The 20,172-nt window shown below is 46.1% G+C and carries 15 protein-coding genes; 9 read left to right on the top strand and 6 right to left on the bottom strand.

The window, feature by feature from the left end:
• Position 1 precedes the first annotated feature (1 nt).
• From hflD to OX890_RS11010, 3 genes are all read left to right on the top strand, one after another.
• Positions 2–619, top strand: a complete 618-nt coding sequence (hflD, locus tag OX890_RS11020; protein ID WP_006081942.1) for a high frequency lysogenization protein HflD — start codon at positions 2–4, stop codon at positions 617–619.
• 29 nt (positions 620–648) lie between these two features.
• Positions 649–2,019 (top strand): adenylosuccinate lyase, encoded by a 1,371-nt coding sequence (gene purB, locus OX890_RS11015; RefSeq protein WP_071939365.1) that lies wholly within the window; start codon positions 649–651, stop codon positions 2,017–2,019.
• Between the two features lie 134 nt (positions 2,020–2,153).
• Positions 2,154–3,293: a ribosomal protein uL16 3-hydroxylase gene (locus tag OX890_RS11010; RefSeq protein WP_126491775.1), complete on the top strand. Its 1,140-nt coding sequence runs from the start codon at positions 2,154–2,156 to the stop codon at positions 3,291–3,293.
• 176 nt (positions 3,294–3,469) lie between these two features.
• Here OX890_RS11010 and OX890_RS11005 read toward each other — a convergent pair whose 3' ends face one another.
• Positions 3,470–3,919: a DUF4826 family protein gene (locus tag OX890_RS11005; protein ID WP_006081945.1), complete on the bottom strand. Its 450-nt coding sequence runs from the start codon at positions 3,917–3,919 to the stop codon at positions 3,470–3,472.
• Between the two features lie 280 nt (positions 3,920–4,199).
• Between OX890_RS11005 and OX890_RS11000 the strand changes: the two genes are divergently transcribed.
• Together OX890_RS11000 and OX890_RS10995 are read left to right on the top strand one after the other, a co-directional pair.
• Positions 4,200–5,234: a Glu/Leu/Phe/Val dehydrogenase dimerization domain-containing protein gene (locus tag OX890_RS11000; RefSeq protein WP_126491774.1), complete on the top strand. Its 1,035-nt coding sequence runs from the start codon at positions 4,200–4,202 to the stop codon at positions 5,232–5,234.
• 192 nt (positions 5,235–5,426) lie between these two features.
• Positions 5,427–5,771, top strand: coding sequence for a hypothetical protein (locus OX890_RS10995; RefSeq protein WP_006081947.1), 345 nt, complete (start codon positions 5,427–5,429; stop codon positions 5,769–5,771).
• A 138-nt stretch (positions 5,772–5,909) separates the two neighbouring features.
• Here OX890_RS10995 and OX890_RS10990 read toward each other — a convergent pair whose 3' ends face one another.
• The 4 genes from OX890_RS10990 to ppsA form a co-directional block, all read right to left on the bottom strand.
• Positions 5,910–6,326: a MarR family winged helix-turn-helix transcriptional regulator gene (locus tag OX890_RS10990; protein WP_006081948.1), complete on the bottom strand. Its 417-nt coding sequence runs from the start codon at positions 6,324–6,326 to the stop codon at positions 5,910–5,912.
• Positions 6,327–6,471: 145 nt separating this feature from the next.
• The gene (locus tag OX890_RS10985; protein WP_268649206.1) at positions 6,472–6,945 is read right to left on the bottom strand and encodes a DUF1285 domain-containing protein; all 474 of its coding nucleotides are present in this window, start codon (positions 6,943–6,945) and stop codon (positions 6,472–6,474) included.
• A 122-nt stretch (positions 6,946–7,067) separates the two neighbouring features.
• Positions 7,068–10,109 (bottom strand): D-2-hydroxyglutarate dehydrogenase YdiJ, encoded by a 3,042-nt coding sequence (gene ydiJ, locus OX890_RS10980; RefSeq protein WP_268649205.1) that lies wholly within the window; start codon positions 10,107–10,109, stop codon positions 7,068–7,070.
• Positions 10,110–10,207: 98 nt separating this feature from the next.
• Positions 10,208–12,577 carry a phosphoenolpyruvate synthase gene (gene ppsA / locus OX890_RS10975; RefSeq protein WP_268649204.1) on the bottom strand — a complete coding sequence of 790 codons (2,370 nt, stop codon included), beginning with the start codon at positions 12,575–12,577 and terminating at the stop codon, positions 10,208–10,210.
• Between the two features lie 124 nt (positions 12,578–12,701).
• Here ppsA and ppsR point away from each other — a divergent pair, with 124 nt between their 5' ends.
• A complete protein-coding gene (ppsR, locus tag OX890_RS10970; protein ID WP_006081952.1) occupies positions 12,702–13,514 on the top strand; it encodes a posphoenolpyruvate synthetase regulatory kinase/phosphorylase PpsR in 813 nt (270 codons plus the stop codon).
• A gap of 182 nt (positions 13,515–13,696) precedes the next feature.
• Positions 13,697–14,761, top strand: a complete 1,065-nt coding sequence (locus tag OX890_RS10965; RefSeq protein WP_268649203.1) for a 3-deoxy-7-phosphoheptulonate synthase — start codon at positions 13,697–13,699, stop codon at positions 14,759–14,761.
• Positions 14,762–14,920: 159 nt separating this feature from the next.
• Here the strand turns inward: OX890_RS10965 and OX890_RS10960 are convergent, their stop codons facing one another.
• Entirely contained in the window at positions 14,921–18,304 is a 3,384-nt protein-coding gene (locus OX890_RS10960; protein WP_268649202.1) for a glycosyl hydrolase family 18 protein, read from the bottom strand.
• A gap of 367 nt (positions 18,305–18,671) precedes the next feature.
• Here OX890_RS10960 and OX890_RS10955 point away from each other — a divergent pair, with 367 nt between their 5' ends.
• Both OX890_RS10955 and OX890_RS10950 read left to right on the top strand, forming a co-directional pair.
• Entirely contained in the window at positions 18,672–19,136 is a 465-nt protein-coding gene (locus tag OX890_RS10955) for an acyl-CoA thioesterase (RefSeq protein WP_172599578.1), read from the top strand.
• A 219-nt stretch (positions 19,137–19,355) separates the two neighbouring features.
• Entirely contained in the window at positions 19,356–20,018 is a 663-nt protein-coding gene (locus OX890_RS10950; RefSeq protein WP_006081956.1) for a response regulator transcription factor, read from the top strand.
• Positions 20,019–20,172 lie beyond the last annotated feature (154 nt).

Genomic DNA, 20,172 nt, shown 5'->3' with positions numbered 1-20,172 from the left:
CGTGAACGAGCAATTAGTTAATCGGACCATGGCGTTTGCAGGCATACTGCAAGCCATTGCCCAAGTTCAACATTTAGCCCGCCATGGCGAATTAGATAATGCCGAGCTCGCGGCGAGCTTAAACACCATTCTCGTCACCAATCCTGACAATACGGCCGATGTCTACCAAGACAAAATCGTATTGCAAAAAGGCTATAAGCTGATCTTGAATCAGCTCGGTGACAGCAGTCAAAAAGATGTTGAAATCACCCGCTATTTAGTTGGCGTGTTGGCGTTAGAGCGAAAATTAGTTCGCTCAAACAGCGGTTTAGGCATGTTGGCCGAGCGCATTAATCAAGTGAATCGCCAGCTACATCATTTTGCGATCACAGATGAACAAGTGATTGCCAATCTTGCCAGCATTTACAGTGACATCATCAGTAATTTAGGGCCAAAAATCCAAATCTCTGGTAATCCTGTGTGTTTGCAACGCCCTATCGTACAACAAAAAATTCGCGCTCTGCTGCTTGCAGCCATGCGCAGCGCTGTACTGTGGCGCCAACTAGGCGGTAAACGTCGACACTTAGTCTTCGCCCGCAAAGCCATAGTCGATACAGCCAAGAAAAGTCTTACCCTATAATAAAATTAGCGTTCATCAAGGAGCTTCACATGGATCTTTCCGCACTAACTGCTATCTCTCCGGTAGACGGTCGTTATGGTAGTAAAACCGCGTCATTGAGAGGGATTTTCAGCGAGTTCGGTCTTACCAAGTACCGTGTTCAGGTTGAAATCAATTGGCTAAAACTGTTAGCAGACTGCCCAGACATTAGCGAAGTGCCAACATTGAGCGCGTCAGCTATCGCTGTGCTCGATGGTATTAAAGACAATTTCAACGAACAAGATGCGCTGCGTGTTAAGGCTATCGAAAGCACCACTAACCACGATGTGAAAGCAGTTGAATACTTCATCAAAGAAAAAATCGCGGGTAATGCCGAGTTAGCAGCGGTTGGTGAGTTTGTTCACTTTGCCTGTACTTCTGAAGATATCAACAACTTAAGCCACGGTTTAATGTTGACTGAAGCCCGTGAGCAAGTATTACTGCCATACTGCAACGAGTTGCTGACTGCGATTAAAAAGCTGGCGATTGAATATCGCTCTGTGCCATTAATGTCACGCACCCATGGCCAACCAGCTTCACCTTCGACACTCGGTAAAGAGATGGCGAACGTAGCGATGCGTCTTGAGCGTCAAATCAAACAAATCGCCAATGTTGAAATCATGGGCAAACTGAACGGTGCCGTAGGTAACTACAATGCTCACCTGTCAGCCTACCCTGAAGTTAACTGGCATGAACTGTCTGAGCGTTTTGTGACTAGCCTTGGCCTGCACTGGAACGCCTACACGACGCAAATTGAACCACACGATTACATTGCCGAACTGTTTGATGCGGTTGCCCGTTTCAACACAGTGCTGATTGACTTTGACCGTGACATTTGGGGTTACATTGCCCTAGGTCACTTCAAACAACGCACTATCGCCGGTGAAATCGGTTCATCGACTATGCCACACAAAGTTAACCCAATCGATTTTGAAAACTCTGAAGGTAACTTAGGTATCGCTAATGCGCTGATGCAACATTTAGCGTCTAAGCTGCCGTTATCAAGATGGCAACGAGACTTAACTGACTCAACAGTACTGCGTAACTTAGGCGTGGGTATTGCACACGCGTTGATTGCGTATCAAGCGACCTTAAAAGGCATCAGCAAGTTAGAAGTTAACGAAGCGCATCTGCGTGATGAGTTAGATCACAACTGGGAAGTGTTAGCAGAACCCGTACAAACTGTGATGCGTCGTTATGGTATTGAAAAGCCATACGAAAAATTAAAAGAACTGACGCGCGGTAAACGTATCGACGCGCAGCAACTGTCAGTGTTTATTGACGGACTTGAATTACCAGACTCAGTGAAAGCTGAACTGAAGAAAATGACGCCAGCCAATTACATTGGTCGCGCCGAAACGTTTGTCGACGAACTGAAGTAAGCTTTTAACTGAACTTAGTTTTTAACTGAAATTAGTTATTAGCTGAAATTGGCGATGGACAATACTCTCTCATAAACAGAAATAAGGATTAAGGCGACTCACATCTCCGCGATGTGGTCGCCTTTTTTAACACTATGTATACACTCAATCTCGATATCGCCCAGTTTCTTAGTGAATACTGGCAAAAGAAACCCCTGCTGATCAAAAAAGCGTTTCCGCAGTTTGAAGATCCGATCAGCGCCGATGAACTAGCAGGCCTTGCCTGCGAAGAAGAAATCTCTTCGCGTATCGTCGTTACTAAAGACGAAAACTGGGAAGTGGTTCAAGGCCCGTTTGAAGATTACGACAGCTATGGCGAAACCCATTGGCAGTTACTAGTGCAAGCAGTCAATCATTGGTATCCCGATTCACAGCCATTAGTTGAAGCGCTACGCTTTTTACCTGACTGGCGTTTCGATGACTTGATGGCCTCATTTGCAACGCCTAGTGGTGGTGTGGGCCCGCACGTTGATAACTACGATGTGTTTATCATTCAAGGCGAAGGTGAACGTCGCTGGACTGTGGGCGACAATACCCCGCAACAACGCCGTGGTGGCAATCCCAACTCGCCGCTGGTTGAAGACTTCACCCCAATTATCGATGTGGTGTTAGAAAAAGGCGACATGCTTTATATTCCACCCGGTTTTCCGCATTGCGGCGAAACCCTAACAGTGGCAATGAGTTACTCGATTGGTTTTCGTGCACCAAGCCAGCAAGAACTGATCAGTGAAGTTGCCGATTATTTGCTCGACAATAACTTAGGTCAGCAGCGTTTCACGTCGCAAACTGAACCGAGTTCAGCGGGTATTGTCAGCCAAGATCATCAAGTGGGTATAATGTCACTCTTGAGTCAGCTGAGCCAAGATCCCAATAGCTACCAAATCGTGTTAGGTAAACTGCTCAGTCAAAACCGTTTCGAGCTTGATTTGTGTGAAGGCGAAGAAGCTTACAGCATTGAAGATTTGCAAGATGCCTTCGCCCAAGGTGCTGGCGTGAGCCGTATCGGCGGTTTGAAAGTATTGCGCCTTGAAAATGACGCCACGCCGCGATTATTCATAAATGGTGATGTGCACGAATTGCTAAATACACCGGTAGACGTTATCGCACAGTTGAGCGATAACGTGAGCTTAAGCGCCGATGAAGCGACTGAAATATGTCAGCATGAAGAAGTTCAAGCCTTACTATTGAAACTCATCAATCAAGGTTTCTTCTACTTAAGCGACAGCGAAGAATAAGCCCTATCGACTTTGCTCGATGACCTTGTTCTTAACAGAGGAAATCAACATAAAAGTCAGTATAAATAAGGCACTCAATTGAGTGCCTTATTGTTATTTCAATTATCAGTATCAATCAACACAAGTGACTGTATTAACTTAATACTATCTCAATACAATCCTCAACTCATTTGAGCTTAGGCATTCCACAGCTTATCGTCATTGTGCATACGATATAAACTCTCAGCGCGCGATACCAGTAATTGCGCAAACTTAGCCTGAGTAGCATCACGGGTTGCACCTGAACGTACCAAGTTTTCCGCCTGCATTTGCCACATCATAGAGAAATGACGCACCGCATCACGGGCCGTTGCCGCCACTTTCACATCGACGAAATCCGAGGGTAAATCGCCCGACATCACCCAATAGGTTTTGTTGCTGGGACGTTTTGATTCCATTTTCCAAATCGCCATGTAAGGCGCAAGATAACGACTTTCATCGGCCAAGACTTTGCTTGGGATCACGCCTTTTTCAGCGAGGAAACGATTGGCTTTTTGAAATTGAGTTCTGACCCACTCTTGACGCAGCTTTTCCACTTCTTCAGCTGATAAATTCTGTTGAGTTTGGTCGACAGCTTGTTCAGTCATACTTCCGTCCTATCTTATTGTTATAACGCGAACCTAATTCTTGGGATCAGTGCGCGATTCATTCTATTCGTTACATTAAATTCAGTACAATCCATTTTCAACCACAAAGCTTACGTTTACGTAAAGTGGAAAGCTAAATTGCCACAAATAATGTATTTATTCGGTCATTATGCATGGTTGAGAGTATCGCTAAATGCTATGGTTCTGCAATAAATATAACAAGCAGTCGATGGGGACTCACCTCGTCGGCTTTTTCATTGTGTATAGCGGAGAAATTCACGTGGCTGTATTTAATCATGTATCCTTTGACGAACATGAACAGGTCGTATTCTGTCATGATAAAGAAAGTGGCTTAAAGGCCATTGTCGCCATCCATAACACCAACCTTGGCCCTGCCGTGGGTGGTTGCCGGATGTGGAATTACCAATCGGATGATGAAGCCCTGACTGACGTATTACGCCTCTCTCGTGGCATGACTTACAAAAACGCCCTTGCCGGTTTAACCATGGGCGGCGGCAAATCAGTGATCATCGCCGATCCAAAAAGACAAGACCGCGAAGCCCTATTTCGCGCTTTTGGCCGTTTCATTAATAGCCTTGGCGGCCGCTATTATTCCGCTGAAGACGTGGGTACAACTACAGCAGATATAATGATTGCCCATGAAGAAACCCCTTATATGGCAGGTCTTGAAGGCAAGAGTGGCGATCCATCACCGTTCACCGCTCTTGGCACTTATTTAGGCATCAAAGCTGCGGTTAAACATAGACTCGGTTTAGACAGCCTAAAAGGCCTTAAAATCGCCGTTCAAGGTGTAGGTCACGTTGGCTATTACCTGTGCAAACACTTGCATAACGAAGGCGCTGAACTGATTGTTACCGACATTCATCAAGCATCGTTAGACAAAGTCGCTACCGACTTTGGTGCCATTGTTGTCGCGCCTCAAGATATTTACGCGCAAGATGTGGATGTGTACGCTCCTTGTGCCCTTGGCGCAACTTTAAACGATGCGACCTTACCGCAACTGAAAGCCAAAATTGTTGCTGGCTGTGCCAACAACCAATTAGCTGAAGTACGCCACGGCGAACAGCTGAAAGAAATGGGCATACTGTACGCGCCAGACTATGTGATCAACGCAGGCGGCATTATCAATGTGTCATTCGAAAAAGATTACGACGCCGCAAGGTCTACCGCCAAAGTAGAAGAAATTTACAACACACTGCTGAAAATCTTCAGCCAAGCTGATGCACAGAACCGTACAACCGGCGCTGTGGCTGATGAAATGGCCAAAGCCATTATCGAAGCCGCAAAAAAGTAATTTATCTGCCCGCGTAACATCCGCAAAAGCGACCTCTGGTCGCTTTTTTGTTATCTAAAATTTAATCTAGCGCTAAGCTCATGGTTTAGCCGCGCTTTTAATTTCGACACAGAATATTCATTAAATCACGCTGGAAAACGTCATATTTGTCTGCTTGAATTAGCCTCTCAGGTCCCAGCACAGGATAGCGCTATGATCCGTTTCAAGTATGATCTCAACCAAGATGTAGTTGAACTGCAAGCCAGTAATTGGAGCGGTTTAGAGCGGGTCTTTGTCAACGGCCAGATGGTGTCGCACAAGCTGAATTTTAAGCCTCAGAGCGAACATACTATTCAACTTAAAGACGGCGCACCTTGCAAGTTCGAACTGCTTATCGATCCCCAAACCGATGAGTTGATGTGCCGAATTTATAAGCAGCACACACTCGTCGCCAGCCTAAAACAAGGCAAAGAAAATTTGTTAGCCAGCCGCCGTTATTTGCAACACTCAGTCATAGCCGTCAGCCTACTCTGCGTCTTTGCACTTTACTTGAATTGATTGAGCCAGTTTAATCCCGCGAAGTGACAGATGAATGATGGGATTAAACTGGAGAAAATGAATTTAGACAATCACATAAAGATAGCAGTGAAAACGGCTAAACCGCAGTATCCCTCCATACCGAATGAATCCGTATCATTAAGCCAAGCGATTGATTTTATTTAATAGTAAGACGAACTGCTGCTGCTCCTCATCACTGAGGTTAGACAGGAACTTTTCGTTGACCCGCTCAGCTTCGCAAATCAGATCTTGCTCTAGCGCTTTGGCTTCATCGGTCAAAAAGATTTGAAAGGCGCGCCGATTATCGGCTTCTTGATGGCGGGTAATAAGACCTTGTACCTGTAACTGATCGAGTAAACGCGTCATAGTGTAATTTGCCACATCGCAACGCTTAGACAATTCAGTTTGGCTGATGCCCTCCTCTTGCCACAAAGCAAACAGCACAGGCCACAGTTTTATATCGAGTTGATATCGCTTAAGATGCAGATCAAGCTCATTTTGCAGCTCGATATTTAAGTGGGAAACAAGATAGCCTAAGCTTTCATGACGATTCAAACAGCACCTCCTACAACAAAGGTTTTAACGCGTTTTCACTTACCCTGTGCGCCATTATAAGAAGACAGAGTCAGTTTTAATACTACCACTTAACCCGCAATAAACTAGCTAACACCACAGCTAATTACGCGATTAACCTACGAACTCACTGCTCATTTAGATCAGATAAATTGAATTCATTCACAAAATTATAGTAACAGGCACGGCCTAATTTTCCCCATAACCCACGCTCAAGCGGCAAATAAACACTGTCATCGGTGAGCTTCATCTGCTTTATATCCACATTGTGGTGCAGAGTGTCAATACTGGTGCTCACATTGAGCAGAGAATGAGGTTGCGCTCGCTCGAAATCGACAATCAGCAGAGGCGCATCTTCAACCTGCACTCGCACCTTTTCCACTGGGGTAATTAAGAAATACTCATCATCGATGCAATGCAAAATACTGGCGAACAACTTAGCAAACTTTGCTGGCAGCGATGTTCCTAGATATGTCCAATTACCCAAGGCGTTAATGTCAAATAGTGGGATGTCACTGCACAACCGCGTTGTTGTCGTTAATGCGCTATCGGCGGCGAATTGTTTGAGTGTGTGTTGAATACTGTCAGTCATTTTTTCCATCTAGGCCTCCATCACCCATAAAAAAACCAGCCTTGCGGCTGGCTTTAGTGTGACATTCAACACTGGGATATGCCAGTGAGGATAATAACAAGCTCACTGGCGAAGCTAAGTGATAAACACCACTAGATATTTGCTAACTCAAGCAAGGCCTCAAGTGGATGTTTTGGCTTGTAACCGGCAAAACGTTTCACTTGAGTACGGCAAGAATAGCCCGACACTAAAACTTGCGGCTGTTCAATCTTAGCGAGAGTTTGCTGCCAAGACATCTCAAACAAGGCCTTAGAACGCTCGAGGTTTTCCGCCTCGTGGCCGTAGGTTCCGGCCATACCACAACAACCTAAATTGACTGCGGTTAACTTAGCACCAAAATGAGCAAAGATTTTAGTCCATTCTTTGGCGGTATTTGGCTTGGCCGTAGATTCAGTGCAATGACTAAACCAGGTATATTGTTTATCTTGTGGCGCTTTCGCGGGTAGGTCCTTGATGACATTAAGTAGCCATTCGTTGGCTAACTTGACCTCAAAATGACCGCGATTAGCCCCTAAGACTTCACGGTATTCGTCGCGATAACACAAGACTAAGGCAGGATCGATACCGACCATCGGCATGCCCAGTTTATGGACTTGGTTCAAAAAGTCCGCACTCGACTGCGCCGTTTTCGCGAACTTATCTAAAAATCCCTTGATATGCGTTGGCTTACCATTGGGTTTATAGGGCAACAACACCGGTTTTAAACCGAGTTTTTCAATCAACTGGATAAAGCGCAGCACAAGACCTGAGTCATAGAAACTGTTAAAGGGATCTTGCACCACCAGCACAAACTGTGAGCGCGCCTCTTCTGGAATTGCCTGCAGTGCCGCTAAATCGTAACCACGACTGGCATGGCCATCGAGTCTTTGCTTTAAGGTCGGCACAGATAACGCAGGCGCGTCCACGTAACCAATCGCCTTTTTAATCACCCATTGGCTCAATGGATTTTGCGCGGCAAAGTTAGTAAGACGCGGTGCAGCGGCCATTAATGGCAAGCTATCTTCGATACCTGCAACAAGATAGTCCTTCGCCGGTCTTAAATAGCGTTGATAGTAAATATTAAAGAACTGCGCCCTAAACTTAGGTACATCCACTTTGACCGGACATTGCCCAGAGCAGGCTTTACAGGCCAAACAGCCCTTGAGCGATTCCATCACTTCGTGGGAATAATCATAATCGCGCTGGGCGTTCAGGGTATTTTGAACGCGCTGCAGCAAACCTAAGGGCTTTGCTTTTGCCAGTGCGTTGACATCAACCCCTTCAGCCTCCAGCAGCCTGAGCCATTCTCTCATGAGCCCTGCGCGCCCCTTGGGCGATTGTACCCTGTCACCCGTCACCTTAAACGACGGACACATGGGCGAATAGCTGCTGTAGTTAAAGCACAGGCCGTTGCCGTTACAGTTCATCACATCGGGGAATGCATCACGTACTTCGATGGGGATTTGTCGGTCAAACTTACCGCGCTTAGCACTGTCGATATCGTAATAGAGGGCGCCAGTATGTTTAGGTGCCACCAGCTTACCAGGGTTAAGTCGGTTGTCGGGATCGAACAAGCCTTTGATATCTTGTAGAACGCCGTATAGTTCATCACCAAAGACAGATGGACCGTATTCACCACGCACACCTTTACCGTGTTCGCCCCACATCAGGCCGCCGTATTTAAGCGTCAGTGCCGCGACTTGATCTGAAATGACTCGCAGTAGTTTTTCATCTTCAACATCGCACATATCGAGTGCGGGCCGAACATGCAACACGCCCGCATCCACATGACCGAACATACCGTATTGCAGATTATGACCATCGAGTACTGCGCGAAACTCCATAATATAATCGGCGAGTTTTTCGGGCGGCACCGCGGTATCTTCCGCAAAGGCGATAGGTTTGCGACGTCCTTTAGTGGCGCCGAGTAAACCAACGGCTTTTTTGCGCATGCCGTAGATTTTTTCGATGCTTGGCTTGTCTTGCGTCACTTGGTAACCCAATACGCCGCACTCACCTTTGCTGATCTGCTCAGTCAAGACAGCTTCAAGGCTCGCAAGCTTTTGCTCAACCTCTACTGTGTCACCAGCAAATTCGACCATATTGAGGCCGTCGATGACTTTACCCGGCACTTCTTGAATCAGATCAGATACCGAGTGCCAGACAATATCTTCGCGGGCTAAATTAAGCACTTTTGAATCGACGGTTTCGACCACAGTCGCCCGCGCGGCAACTAAGGATGGCGCATGACGCAATGCCGATTGGAACGAATCGTACTTAATGTTCACCATCGCGCGCTCAGTCGGCAGCGGGGTGAGATTGAGTTTAGCTTCGGTTATCACCGCAAGCGTGCCCTCTGAGCCTGTCAAAATCCGTGATAAATCGAATTGCGTCAGGTTGTCGTTCCACACATGTTTTAAGTCATAGCCAGTAAGGAAACGGTTGAGCTTAGGAAACTGGTTTTCAATCTGAGTGCGCTTTTCGCGGCATACCGCCGCCACAGCAGAAATCAGTTTCTGCCCCAACGGATTATCACTGACGTTATCGGGGTTGCACAGTAGTCCAGCGTCTAGGGGATGCGTATCCAACACGCTGCCATCAATCAACACACTGCGCAGCGCCAGCACGTGATCTGACGTCTTACCGTAAACCAGTGAGCCCGCACCCGAGGCATCGGTATTGATCATGCCGCCAATCGTGGCGCGGTTTGAGGTGGATAAATCGGGACTAAAAAAGAATCCATGGGGACGCAATGCATCGTTAAGTGCATCTTTAACGACGCCAGCTTCAACTCGTACCCAACCTTGCTCAGCATTCACTTCGAGCACGCGATTCATGTAACGCGACACATCCAAAATCAAACCATGGGTCAGGGATTGTCCGTTGGTACCGGTACCACCGCCACGTGCACTGAAGGTCACGCTGCGAAATGCGTCCGTAGCAGCCAGTGTCAATGCAATTTGGATATCCTGCTGATTTTTAGGATATAACACAGCTTGAGGTAAGAATTGATATACAGAGTTGTCCGTTGCTTGCACTAAACGTGCGCTGTAACGTTTGTCTATATCACCGGAATACTCACTTTGCTCCAGTGCATCAAGGTATGCCAAATACACTGGCTCTAATGTTTGTTGATGTGATAGCAGGGGTAGCATAGATGGCTTCTGTCAATTATCGTTATGGCGCCATTATAAACAAAAAAAAGCCGCTAAAAAGCGGCTTTTTTAACAAGTTTATAAAATTACAATCGAGATCAACCGTGAGCTTCGGCTAAATACAACCAAGTATCAATCACAGTATCTGGATTTAACGATACGGTATCTATGCCCTGCTCGACCAACCAAGCCGCAAAATCGGCGTGATCTGAAGGACCTTGACCACAAATACCTATGTATGCGCCCTTCGCTTTAGCCGCTTTAATGGCCAATGAAAGTAGCATTTTAACGGCTTCATCACGCTCATCAAATAAGTGGCTGATGATACCTGAGTCACGGTCAAGACCGAGTGTTAGCTGAGTTAAATCGTTTGAGCCGATAGAGAAACCATCGAAATGCTCAAGGAATTGATCCGCTAACAGGGCGTTTGAAGGCACTTCACACATCATGATGACGCGTAAACCATCTTTACCGCGCTCTAAACCTTGCTCTTTCAGCAGGCCGATCACTTGTTCAGCTTCTTTCACTGTACGTACGAATGGGATCATGACTTCAACGTTTTTCAGACCCATGTCGTTACGAACACGTTTGATCGCTTCACACTCTAAGGCAAAACAGTCACGGAACGATTCAGAGATATAACGGCTTGCACCGCGGAAGCCCAGCATTGGGTTCTCTTCTTCTGGCTCGTAACGATCACCGCCAACCAAGTTTGCGTATTCGTTAGACTTAAAGTCTGACATACGCACGATCACTTTCTTCGGATAGAAAGCAGAACCGATAGTCGCAATACCTTCAACCAGACGGGCAATGTAGAACTCAACCGGTGATTCATAACCTGCGATCATCTCGTTGATTTCAGTTTGCAGCGCAGCGTCTTGTTGATTGAACTCAAGCAGTGCCTTTGGATGAATACCAATCATACGGTTGATGATGAATTCTAAACGCGCTAGACCCACACCTTCGTTTGGCAAACGGGCGAAATCAAATGCACGATCAGGGTTACCCACGTTCATCATGATTTTCATTGGCAGTTCTGGCAAAGAGTCAACACGGTTTGAAATCACTTCAAACTCTTGTTTACCTTCGTAGATAAAGCCAGTATCACCCTCAGCGCAAGAAACAGTCACGATTTGACCATTCTTGATACGGTCAGTCACGTCACCACAACCCACCACCGCTGGCACACCTAATTCACGGGCGATAATCGCCGCGTGACAAGTACGACCGCCACGGTTAGTGACGATGGCGCTCGCGCGTTTCATGATAGGTTCCCAATCTGGATCTGTCATGTCAGTCACTAACACGTCACCTGGTTGGATTTGATCCATATCAGCGATAGAGGTTAATACTTTGGCTACGCCGGTTCCCACTTTATGACCGATAGCGCGACCTTCACAGATCACAGCGCCACGGCTCTTTAAGTGATAACGCTCAATCAATTGCACATCTTCACGGCTACGAACCGTTTCTGGACGCGCTTGAACGATATACAATTTGCCGTCGTTACCGTCTTTTGCCCACTCGATGTCCATTGGACGACCATAGTGTTGCTCGATAATCACAGCTTGTTTTGCCAACTCTTCAACTTCAGCGTCATTGATTGAGAATTGACGGCGTTGCTCGCTTGCAACATCTTCAATTTTCACTTGTTTGCCGTGAGCAGCATCATCTGAATACACCATTTGGATGAGCTTGCTACCGATATTACGGCGCACAACAGCCTTGTGACCTAAGGCTAAAATAGGTTTATGAACATAAAATTCATCAGGGTTTACCGCGCCTTGAACAACCATTTCACCCAGACCAAAAGATGAAGTGATAAACACGACATCGTTATTGCCAGATTCAGTGTCCATAGTGAACATCACACCTGAAGCCGCTTTATCTGAACGAACCATGCGTTGCACGCCAGCAGACAAGGCAACACCGTGGTGTTCGTAACCTTGGTGAACACGGTAAGAAATCGCGCGGTCGTTAAAGAGTGAAGCGTAAACGTGCTTGATAGCCGTTAGTACAGAATCAAAACCTTTAACGTTTAGGAAAGTTTCTTGCTGACCCGCAAAAGACGCATCTGGCATATCTTCTGCTGTTGCAGAAGAACGTACCGCGAATGACGCTTCGCTAGTTTCAGCGGCAAGTTTATCGTAAGCTTCACGAATGGCTTGCTCTAATGCTGGTTGAAATGGGGTGTCGATAACCCACTGCCTGATCTGTGCACCTACTTTAGCCAGCGCATTGACATCATCTACATCCAGTGTGGCTAGAATGTCATAAATCTTCTGGTTAACTCCGCTTTGTTCAAGGAACTCGTTGAACGCATGGGAAGTTGTCGCAAATCCGCCAGGTACTTGAACACCGGCATTGGCCAGATTGCTGATCATCTCGCCTAGAGAAGCATTTTTACCGCCAACTAAGTTGACGTCACCCATGCCTAATTCTTGATACCAGAGTACGTATTGCTGCACAGTTCTATCTCCGCAAGTTTATTTCAGTGGCCCCTTCACACGAGGGCAGCGGCATTTTACACTCCTGTCGAACACGCGTAAATCTATAATTTTATTTGTAATTTTATTACTACAAGAGGTCAGTATGGCACCAAAAGTATTCTATATCTCCGACGGGACAGCGATCACAGCTGAAGTTTTTGGTCATGCGGTTCTCTCGCAATTTCCATTAGAATTTGAGTCACTTACAATTCCATTCGTCGAAACTTTGACGAAAGCGGAGCAAGTTAAGCGACAAATTAATGATTGTTTTATTACAACAGGTGAGCGGCCGTTAGTATTCCATTCAATCGTAAAAGCGGAGATCCGCGACATCATCTACTCGAGTGAAGGCTTAGATTATGATTTTTTGAATACTTTTGTGGCCCCACTCGAACAACATTTAGGGGTTTCAGCTTCTCCAGTGCTACATCGTACCCATGGAAAAGCGAATCACGGCTATGAAGCGCGTATTGATGCGATTAATTTCGCCATGGATAATGATGATGGCCAGACCATGAAACACATGGATCAAGCCGATCTGGTTTTACTTGGGGTGTCTCGCTGTGGCAAAACGCCATCAAGCCTGTATTTGTCGATGCAATTTGGCATCAAAGCTGCGAACTACCCTTTCACCGAAGATGATATGGATAACCTTAAGTTACCCGACGCGCTGAAACGCAATAAGAAAAAGCTGTTTGGCTTGACGATTGATCCTGTGCGTTTACATGAGATCCGCCAAAGCAGAATGGAAAACAGCCGCTACTCGTCACTCAAGCAGTGCCGCTTAGAAGTCAAAGAAGTGGAAATGCTATTTAAACGTGAACGCATTCCTTATATAGATACAACGAATCATTCAGTGGAAGAAATTGCCACCAAAATATTGGATGTCACGGGCCTAGAACGGCACATGTTCTAAGCTTGTAGAGCAAAAAGCACCAAGATAAACCGAGTGAATTTAGCTTAATTGAATCTAACTTAAATCAAATTCATTGCACAGTTGCCGACAATTAACACAATTGGCGCTGTGCAACTCGTTTCGATTCGTTATAATCCGAGGCAATCTGGCGAAAAGCGCCGCACGCAAGCTCGGTATTTTGAATGACCATAAAAACAGACGAACTACGCACTTCCTTATTAGCAAAAGTCATCTCACCTGCGCAACTGGCATCTGAGTTCCCATTAACTCAAGATGCGGCCGATTATCTGGTTCAGCAACGTCGTGAAGTCGAAGCCATTATTATGGGTGAAGACCAACGTCTATTGGTGATCGTAGGCCCATGCTCAATACACGATACTAAAGCTGCATTAGATTATGCTCAGCGTTTAGCTATATTACATCAAGAATTGAAAGATGATTTGTGTATCTTAATGCGGGTCTATTTTGAGAAACCTCGCACGGTTGTCGGCTGGAAAGGATTAATTTCGGATCCCGATCTTGATGGCAGTTTCGAGCCAAACAAAGGCCTACGTATTGCTCGCGAGCTACTGCAACAAATCACAGAATTAAAATTACCTATTGCCACCGAGTTTTTAGATATGGTGAACGGTCAGTACATCGCCGATCTCATTACTTGGGGCGCAATTGGCGCACGCACCACTGAAAGCCAAGTTCACCGTGAGATGGCCTCGGCACTGTCTTGTCCTGTTGGTTTTAAAAACGGTACCGATGGCAATATCAATATCGCCGTCGATGCAGTGCGCGCCGCACAAGTTCCGCATATTTTCTATTCACCGGATAAAGATGGCGCGATGGCGGTCTATCGCACCCACGGTAATCCGTTTGGTCATATCATTCTGCGCGGTGGCAAAACGCCTAATTACCACGCCGAAGATATCGAAAAGGCACGTCAACAACTTGCCTCTGTTGGGGCCACTCAACGTATGGTGGTCGATTTCAGCCACGGTAATAGTGAAAAGAACCACCTTAAGCAGCTTAACGTTGCCGATGCAATCATGGCGCAAATGCGGGCAGGCAGCACTGCCATCGCCGGTATTATGGCAGAAAGCTTCTTACAGGAAGGCAACCAGAAAGTCGTTGCAGACCAACCACTCTGTTATGGCCAAAGCATCACAGATGCCTGCTTACATTGGGATGACTCAGAAGTCCTGCTACGTAAACTGGCAGCCGCTTCCCGCGAGCGAAAAGCATTGTTAGCAAAATAAGCCTGACGCTCGAAAATATGTCCGAAGCGATATACATTTTCCAATAAAAAACCGATCTTTGATCGGTTTTTTTATTAAGAGCGGTTTAATACCCAATGTAATAGCCAGCAACACACTGCGACTAACGCCTTTGCGTTCTTTTATTAAACATAAACAATGTTATAGATTACACACAAACGCCCAATCTGCAGAAGCTCCTGGTGCCGCGTTGGTCCACCACTTAGCTTGGTACACAGCGCTGCTGTTTTTCATCCGATCGCCCGTTGCTGCATGACTTGGATTTCCCTGATAGTCCTTTTGCGGGAAATTTGGATAAGCAGGAATACCCGCAGTATCAACACTCGCCGCTTCACAACTATCCACCACAGGTACTTGGCATTCAGGTAAACTTGGATTTGCAGCACAATCAACAGGTGGAACAACGGAACTCGCCGCACCAAATCCATATCGAGTGCCATTAAAACTTACAGTAAAGTTTGATGGCATAGAGACAGGCAAATAGTACTTAATCGTGCCGTCAAACGTTGCCCCAGGTGCGAGACTTTTCCAAGTTGGCAAGATAAAGCGAACATGGTGGAAATCATTCTCCAACCCGCCCACGTTATTTCCAGCCACATTGGAACCATCAGTCACCACAGTTAACCCCATACCCGATTGATCGGCAATTTCGGCTGAGGTTGAAGTTGAAATATCAAATTCAAACTCCGCACCGCCGGGTATAGTCACTTGGCTATTATTGGTGATGGTTAAGGTTGGCGTAATCGGATAGTTACTGTCGCCCACTTTATAGCCAGATAAGCTTGCCGTTAAGGTCAATGTTTGTGATGGCATTACCTGATTGCTGGTGCGATTGCCATACGGGGTTGCTTGCGCAAATCCGTTGTACGCAATGCTGGTCATAGTATCACCGACAAAGAACTCACCCAGCCCATTATTACGCTCTGGATACCAGCCGAAGTCACCTGCTAATTCCCAGAACATGACGCCGCCAATGCCGTTATCGACCACATATTTCACTTTGCGCGCCATAGCTTGCTCATCTTCAGTAGACAGATACACCTTTTTGGTCGGGTTCCATAACCATGAAGATTCCGCCACAGCGTCATAGTGGCGCTCATAGGTACCCGTCAGTCGATCGGCAACATTCGTTTGCGGATCTAATCCATAAAGGCTTAAATAACTGCCGCTGATACCGAGCTCCAAGTTTTTAGCATGCCACATAGGGTTAGAGCCTGCGAACATCTCATCGCCACGTACATCACTATCGTGCCAGAGGTTATCAATTCCTTGAGCACCGTAACCACAGTTTGACGCCCCATCACCCGTACCCACAGGACAAGCCGTTTGATCCGGATATGCCGCTAAGCCCCATAGGCCGTTAGTGCCACCACTAACATTTTGCCAACCACGCGTATAGTAAGGAATACCGATATTGATCCGCCCTGCTGGCATAGAACCGCGGAAATAATGGTATGCCCAATCGGTATTGAGATAACCAATGCCGCCATATTGCGCCGTACTATAAACATCCCAATGCGCAAGCTCTGCATCTGTACCAGTGTCAAACAGCGCCGCATTGTGACCGACAAAATCGTTCCACGCGCCGTGCAAGTCATAGCTCATAATGTTGACGTAATCGAGATAACGGGTCATCTGATACGCCTCCATCCCACGTAATAAATAGCCCGATGCTGGCGCAGCAACGGTCAACATATAGTGCTTACCATCTTGCTTGCTGGCTGTATCGAGTTTTTCACGCAGAGTTTTCATCAGTAGTTCGTACTGTTTAAACAAGGTCGCACGCTTTGGCTCTGACATCGAAAAATCATCAGGATTGCCAGATTTAGCCATTGATGTCGCGTACTCATAGTCGATATCCGCCCCATCAAAACTGTAAGTGCGTAAGAACGTCACCACAGAATCGGCAAAGGTTTCAATCCCTTGCGTCGTCTGAGTCATCTCATAGAAACCACCACTGGCAACACGATTGCCGTTATCATCAAAATAACCGCCCGTTTCAGCCCAACCACCAATCGAGATTAAAGTCTTAACGTTTGGATGGCGTTTTTTATACTTATTGAGCAAGTTAAAATGGCCTTTGTAATTAAACTCGGGATCCATCTCAGCGCCTGCAACGCCCGGCCACTCTAATCCTGTTGCCGCGTTCGTTACACTATTGGGGTCGCCAATAGAGACCTTGTTATTCGAATCAATATGCGCAAATGCATAATTGATGTGAGTAATTTTATCCCACGGAATATCACTTGCGAGATAACTCGGCTGGCCATTTTTACCCGTGCGCCACGAAGTAAAGTAACCGATAACGCGGCGGGCGTGATCGCTACCCATTTTTTCGCGGCCCTGTTGATCGTACACATCGCAATAGACTGAATCACCCACTAAACCTTCAGGACGGCAAGCCTCATTATCGGTTGGTGCTTGACCTACTCGGCCGATGACAGCAGTTGATAATGTTGTCAGGCCAAGATTATCAATCGCCTCAGCGGTGAAACGAATGTCACCGTTTTCAATGGCTGCCCATTGTGCACTGTATGGCGCGGTTGCATCTTCAGCAACGAGCACGCCGTTAGCATAAAAGCGCACGCTGGCCACATCGCCATCACTGTCAGTCGCAGTTGCTGCGAGTGATAACACCGTGCCTAAATCTGTTTGAAAGTTGGACTGCGGCGCGGTTAATGTCACGCTCGGCGCTTGATTAGCTGCGGCAACATTGAGTTTGATGATTGCCGACAAGCCGCTGGCATTGTGACTATCGTAGGCACGGGTTTGTAATTGATGCACACCGACTCCTGCAGCCTGCCACGTTGCCGAATAGGGTGCACTGTTATCAGTCGCAATCAATTGACTATCAAGATAAAACTCAACTTTAGTAATGCTATCACCCGTATCAGGATCGCTCGCATTCGCGGTAATGGTTACTGAGTTGCCAACAGTGACAGCGCTGTCATTGAGAGGTGTCAAAATTTCTGTCGAAGGCGGTAAATTTTCACTCGTAGCATTAATAACGGTTAGCACAACACTTTTCTCGGTCGTCGCACCTTTGTCATCGGTCGCTACCGCTTTAAGCTGGACACTGCCGATCGCATTAGTCGTCCAAGGGCTCGTTACCGCCTGACCATTGGCAAACCAATCTACGCTCGCAACGGTACCGTCAACATCAGATGCATCTGCCTGCAGCAAGACGACATCCCCTAAATTCACACTCACATTGTTTTGCGGCTGTAAGATGACCAGTATAGGCGCTTGGTTTTGCGCTCCATCACACACGCCTTTGTTTTCCCATACGCCCCACTGCCCTGTTTGGCTTGGGTTTTCATTCTGGGTCCACCACTTATTTTGATAGAGATAATTATCGTAGGTTACAAGCGTGACGGTTGCGTAGATTTGGCTACTGTTCCAAGCTGCTATGTCTTGGCAACTCACTGCTGCAGCCGTTTGAGAATAACTGAAACCCGCCATAGCTGTGGCCATTAACCACGCGAATCGCTGTTGTTTCATTACCCAAGGTATATTACAGATCATGTTGAAATCCTCTTTTATTATAGTATGTTACCGAAATAGTCCTTTACACGAGCACATACAACGTCAGATGACAACAAAGGGGTTACTGCGGAATATTCAAGGTAGCTCAATGTAAGTAATTTGTTAACCTTTAAAGTGTTATATTAAATAACTAGATATGACAAAATATAAAAATCACATAACTTTTAATGACTTATGCTTAAACAATGAGTTTAAAATATTATTTGCTATGCATAGCCGCCTAAAAGGTTAGTAATAAACCGACAATAAAATCTGCTAGAGGCTCAAAATGAAGTGGTTTTCTATCTTTAAGAATTAAAAATCTCTATAATTCTGCCTTATTTGCTGCATTACCTTAGGTTGCTGTATGTCGCTTACGCCCATTTCTCCAAACACCGAAAATACCTCACGAACCGAAACCTCTGAAGCACAATTCCCAGAAGCGATTCAAACGCGAATCGACTCCTCTGAAGCGCGGGTAATTAAAGCGGTATTTCCATCCATCACCAACCATCACAATACGTTATTTGGTGGCGAAGCTTTAGCGTGGATGGATGAAACGGCCTTTATTGCTGCAACTCGTTTTTGCCGTAAAACCTTAGTGACTGTGAGTTCCGATAGAATCGATTTTAAAAAACCTATCCCCGCAGGCACATTAGCCGAACTGATCGCGCGGGTGATCCATGTCGGTAACACTTCATTGAAAGTTGAAGTGAACATCTATGTCGAAGACATGTATCAAGATCACCGAGAGCATGCCATACGTGGTGTGTTCACCTTTGTTGCGGTTGACGAACAACGAAATCCCACTCAAGTGTGGACATACGAGTAGTTTGTAGACGATGTAAAGATACAGAACGGCCCGTTATCTCGGGCTTTTCATTACTATCGTGCGATTCAAAAATATTTTGCAAAACACCGACCAAAGTCTAACAACCAGAAACATATCAAAATTTTGTCCTTATTCATGAATAAAGCAATAGGATCCTTGATTACTTTTCTGTTACATTGAGTTCAATCTTCACGCGCACCGAACATAATCATAAAAGCCATGAAGCTAGAAAACTTAAATATTATTATCGCAGACGATCACCCATTGTTCAGAAATGCACTACGTCAAGCACTGACCACAGCGTTTGAGCATGCACAATGGTTTGAAGCCGACAGTGCTGACGCACTGCAATCTGTGTTGGATGTCCGTAGCGTCGATTACGATCTTGTACTGTTAGATTTGCAGATGCCCGGTTCCCACGGCTACTCCACACTGATTCACCTACGCTCACATTATCCCGATTTACCCGTGGTAGTGATTTCTGCACACGAGGATATCAATACCATTAGCCGTGCGATTCATTATGGTAGTAGTGGTTTCATCCCTAAATCGGCTTCGATGGAAACCCTCAAAGAGGCACTGAGTGCGGTGTTATTCGGTGACATTTGGCTGCCTAAAGGCACTGAGATTATTTCTATAGATGACGATGCCGTTGATAAAATGGCCAGCAAATTATCCGATCTCACGCCGCAGCAATATAAAGTGTTGCAGATGTTTGCCGAAGGTTTATTAAATAAGCAAATTGCCTACGATCTTGGCGTCTCTGAAGCGACCATCAAAGCACACGCAACTGCCATTTTTAGAAAACTGGGCGTTCGTAACCGAACACAAGCCGTCATAGCTCTTGCTCAGCTTGAGATGGATAAAGTCGATTTATCTTAATCGCTTACGTCTTGATATGTATAACGGACTTGATGCATGTTTATGCTTTCTGAATACCAAATGGCTAGTGTCTACATGAACTAAATTTAAGCGCCTAGATTTAACGACTTATTAAGGACTTAGATTTAAGCACCTAGGTTTAATACCTTGATTT

Source organism: Shewanella sp. DAU305 (assembly GCF_026802235.1).
GTDB classification, from domain to species: Bacteria; Pseudomonadota; Gammaproteobacteria; order Enterobacterales; family Shewanellaceae; genus Shewanella; species Shewanella baltica.
The sequence above is the reverse complement of the archived record's forward strand: the minus strand, read 5'-3'. Positions and strand labels throughout refer to the sequence as shown.

Bases quoted from the DNA above. Each gene is read 5' to 3' on its own strand.
- OX890_RS10995 (WP_006081947.1), top strand. From the start codon at position 5,427: ATGATCCGTTTCAAGTATGATCTCAACCAAGATGTAGTTGAACTGCAA.
- purB (WP_071939365.1), top strand. From the start codon at position 649: ATGGATCTTTCCGCACTAACTGCTATCTCTCCGGTAGACGGTCGTTAT.
- OX890_RS10965 (WP_268649203.1), top strand. From the start codon at position 13,697: ATGACCATAAAAACAGACGAACTACGCACTTCCTTATTAGCAAAAGTC.
- OX890_RS10950 (WP_006081956.1), top strand. From the start codon at position 19,356: ATGAAGCTAGAAAACTTAAATATTATTATCGCAGACGATCACCCATTG.
- OX890_RS11010 (WP_126491775.1), top strand. From the start codon at position 2,154: ATGTATACACTCAATCTCGATATCGCCCAGTTTCTTAGTGAATACTGG.
- OX890_RS11005 (WP_006081945.1), bottom strand. From the start codon at position 3,919: ATGACTGAACAAGCTGTCGACCAAACTCAACAGAATTTATCAGCTGAA.
- OX890_RS10985 (WP_268649206.1), bottom strand. From the start codon at position 6,945: ATGGAAAAAATGACTGACAGTATTCAACACACACTCAAACAATTCGCC.
- OX890_RS10955 (WP_172599578.1), top strand. From the start codon at position 18,672: ATGTCGCTTACGCCCATTTCTCCAAACACCGAAAATACCTCACGAACC.
- ydiJ (WP_268649205.1), bottom strand. From the start codon at position 10,109: ATGCTACCCCTGCTATCACATCAACAAACATTAGAGCCAGTGTATTTG.
- OX890_RS10960 (WP_268649202.1), bottom strand. From the start codon at position 18,304: ATGATCTGTAATATACCTTGGGTAATGAAACAACAGCGATTCGCGTGG.
- ppsR (WP_006081952.1), top strand. From the start codon at position 12,702: ATGGCACCAAAAGTATTCTATATCTCCGACGGGACAGCGATCACAGCT.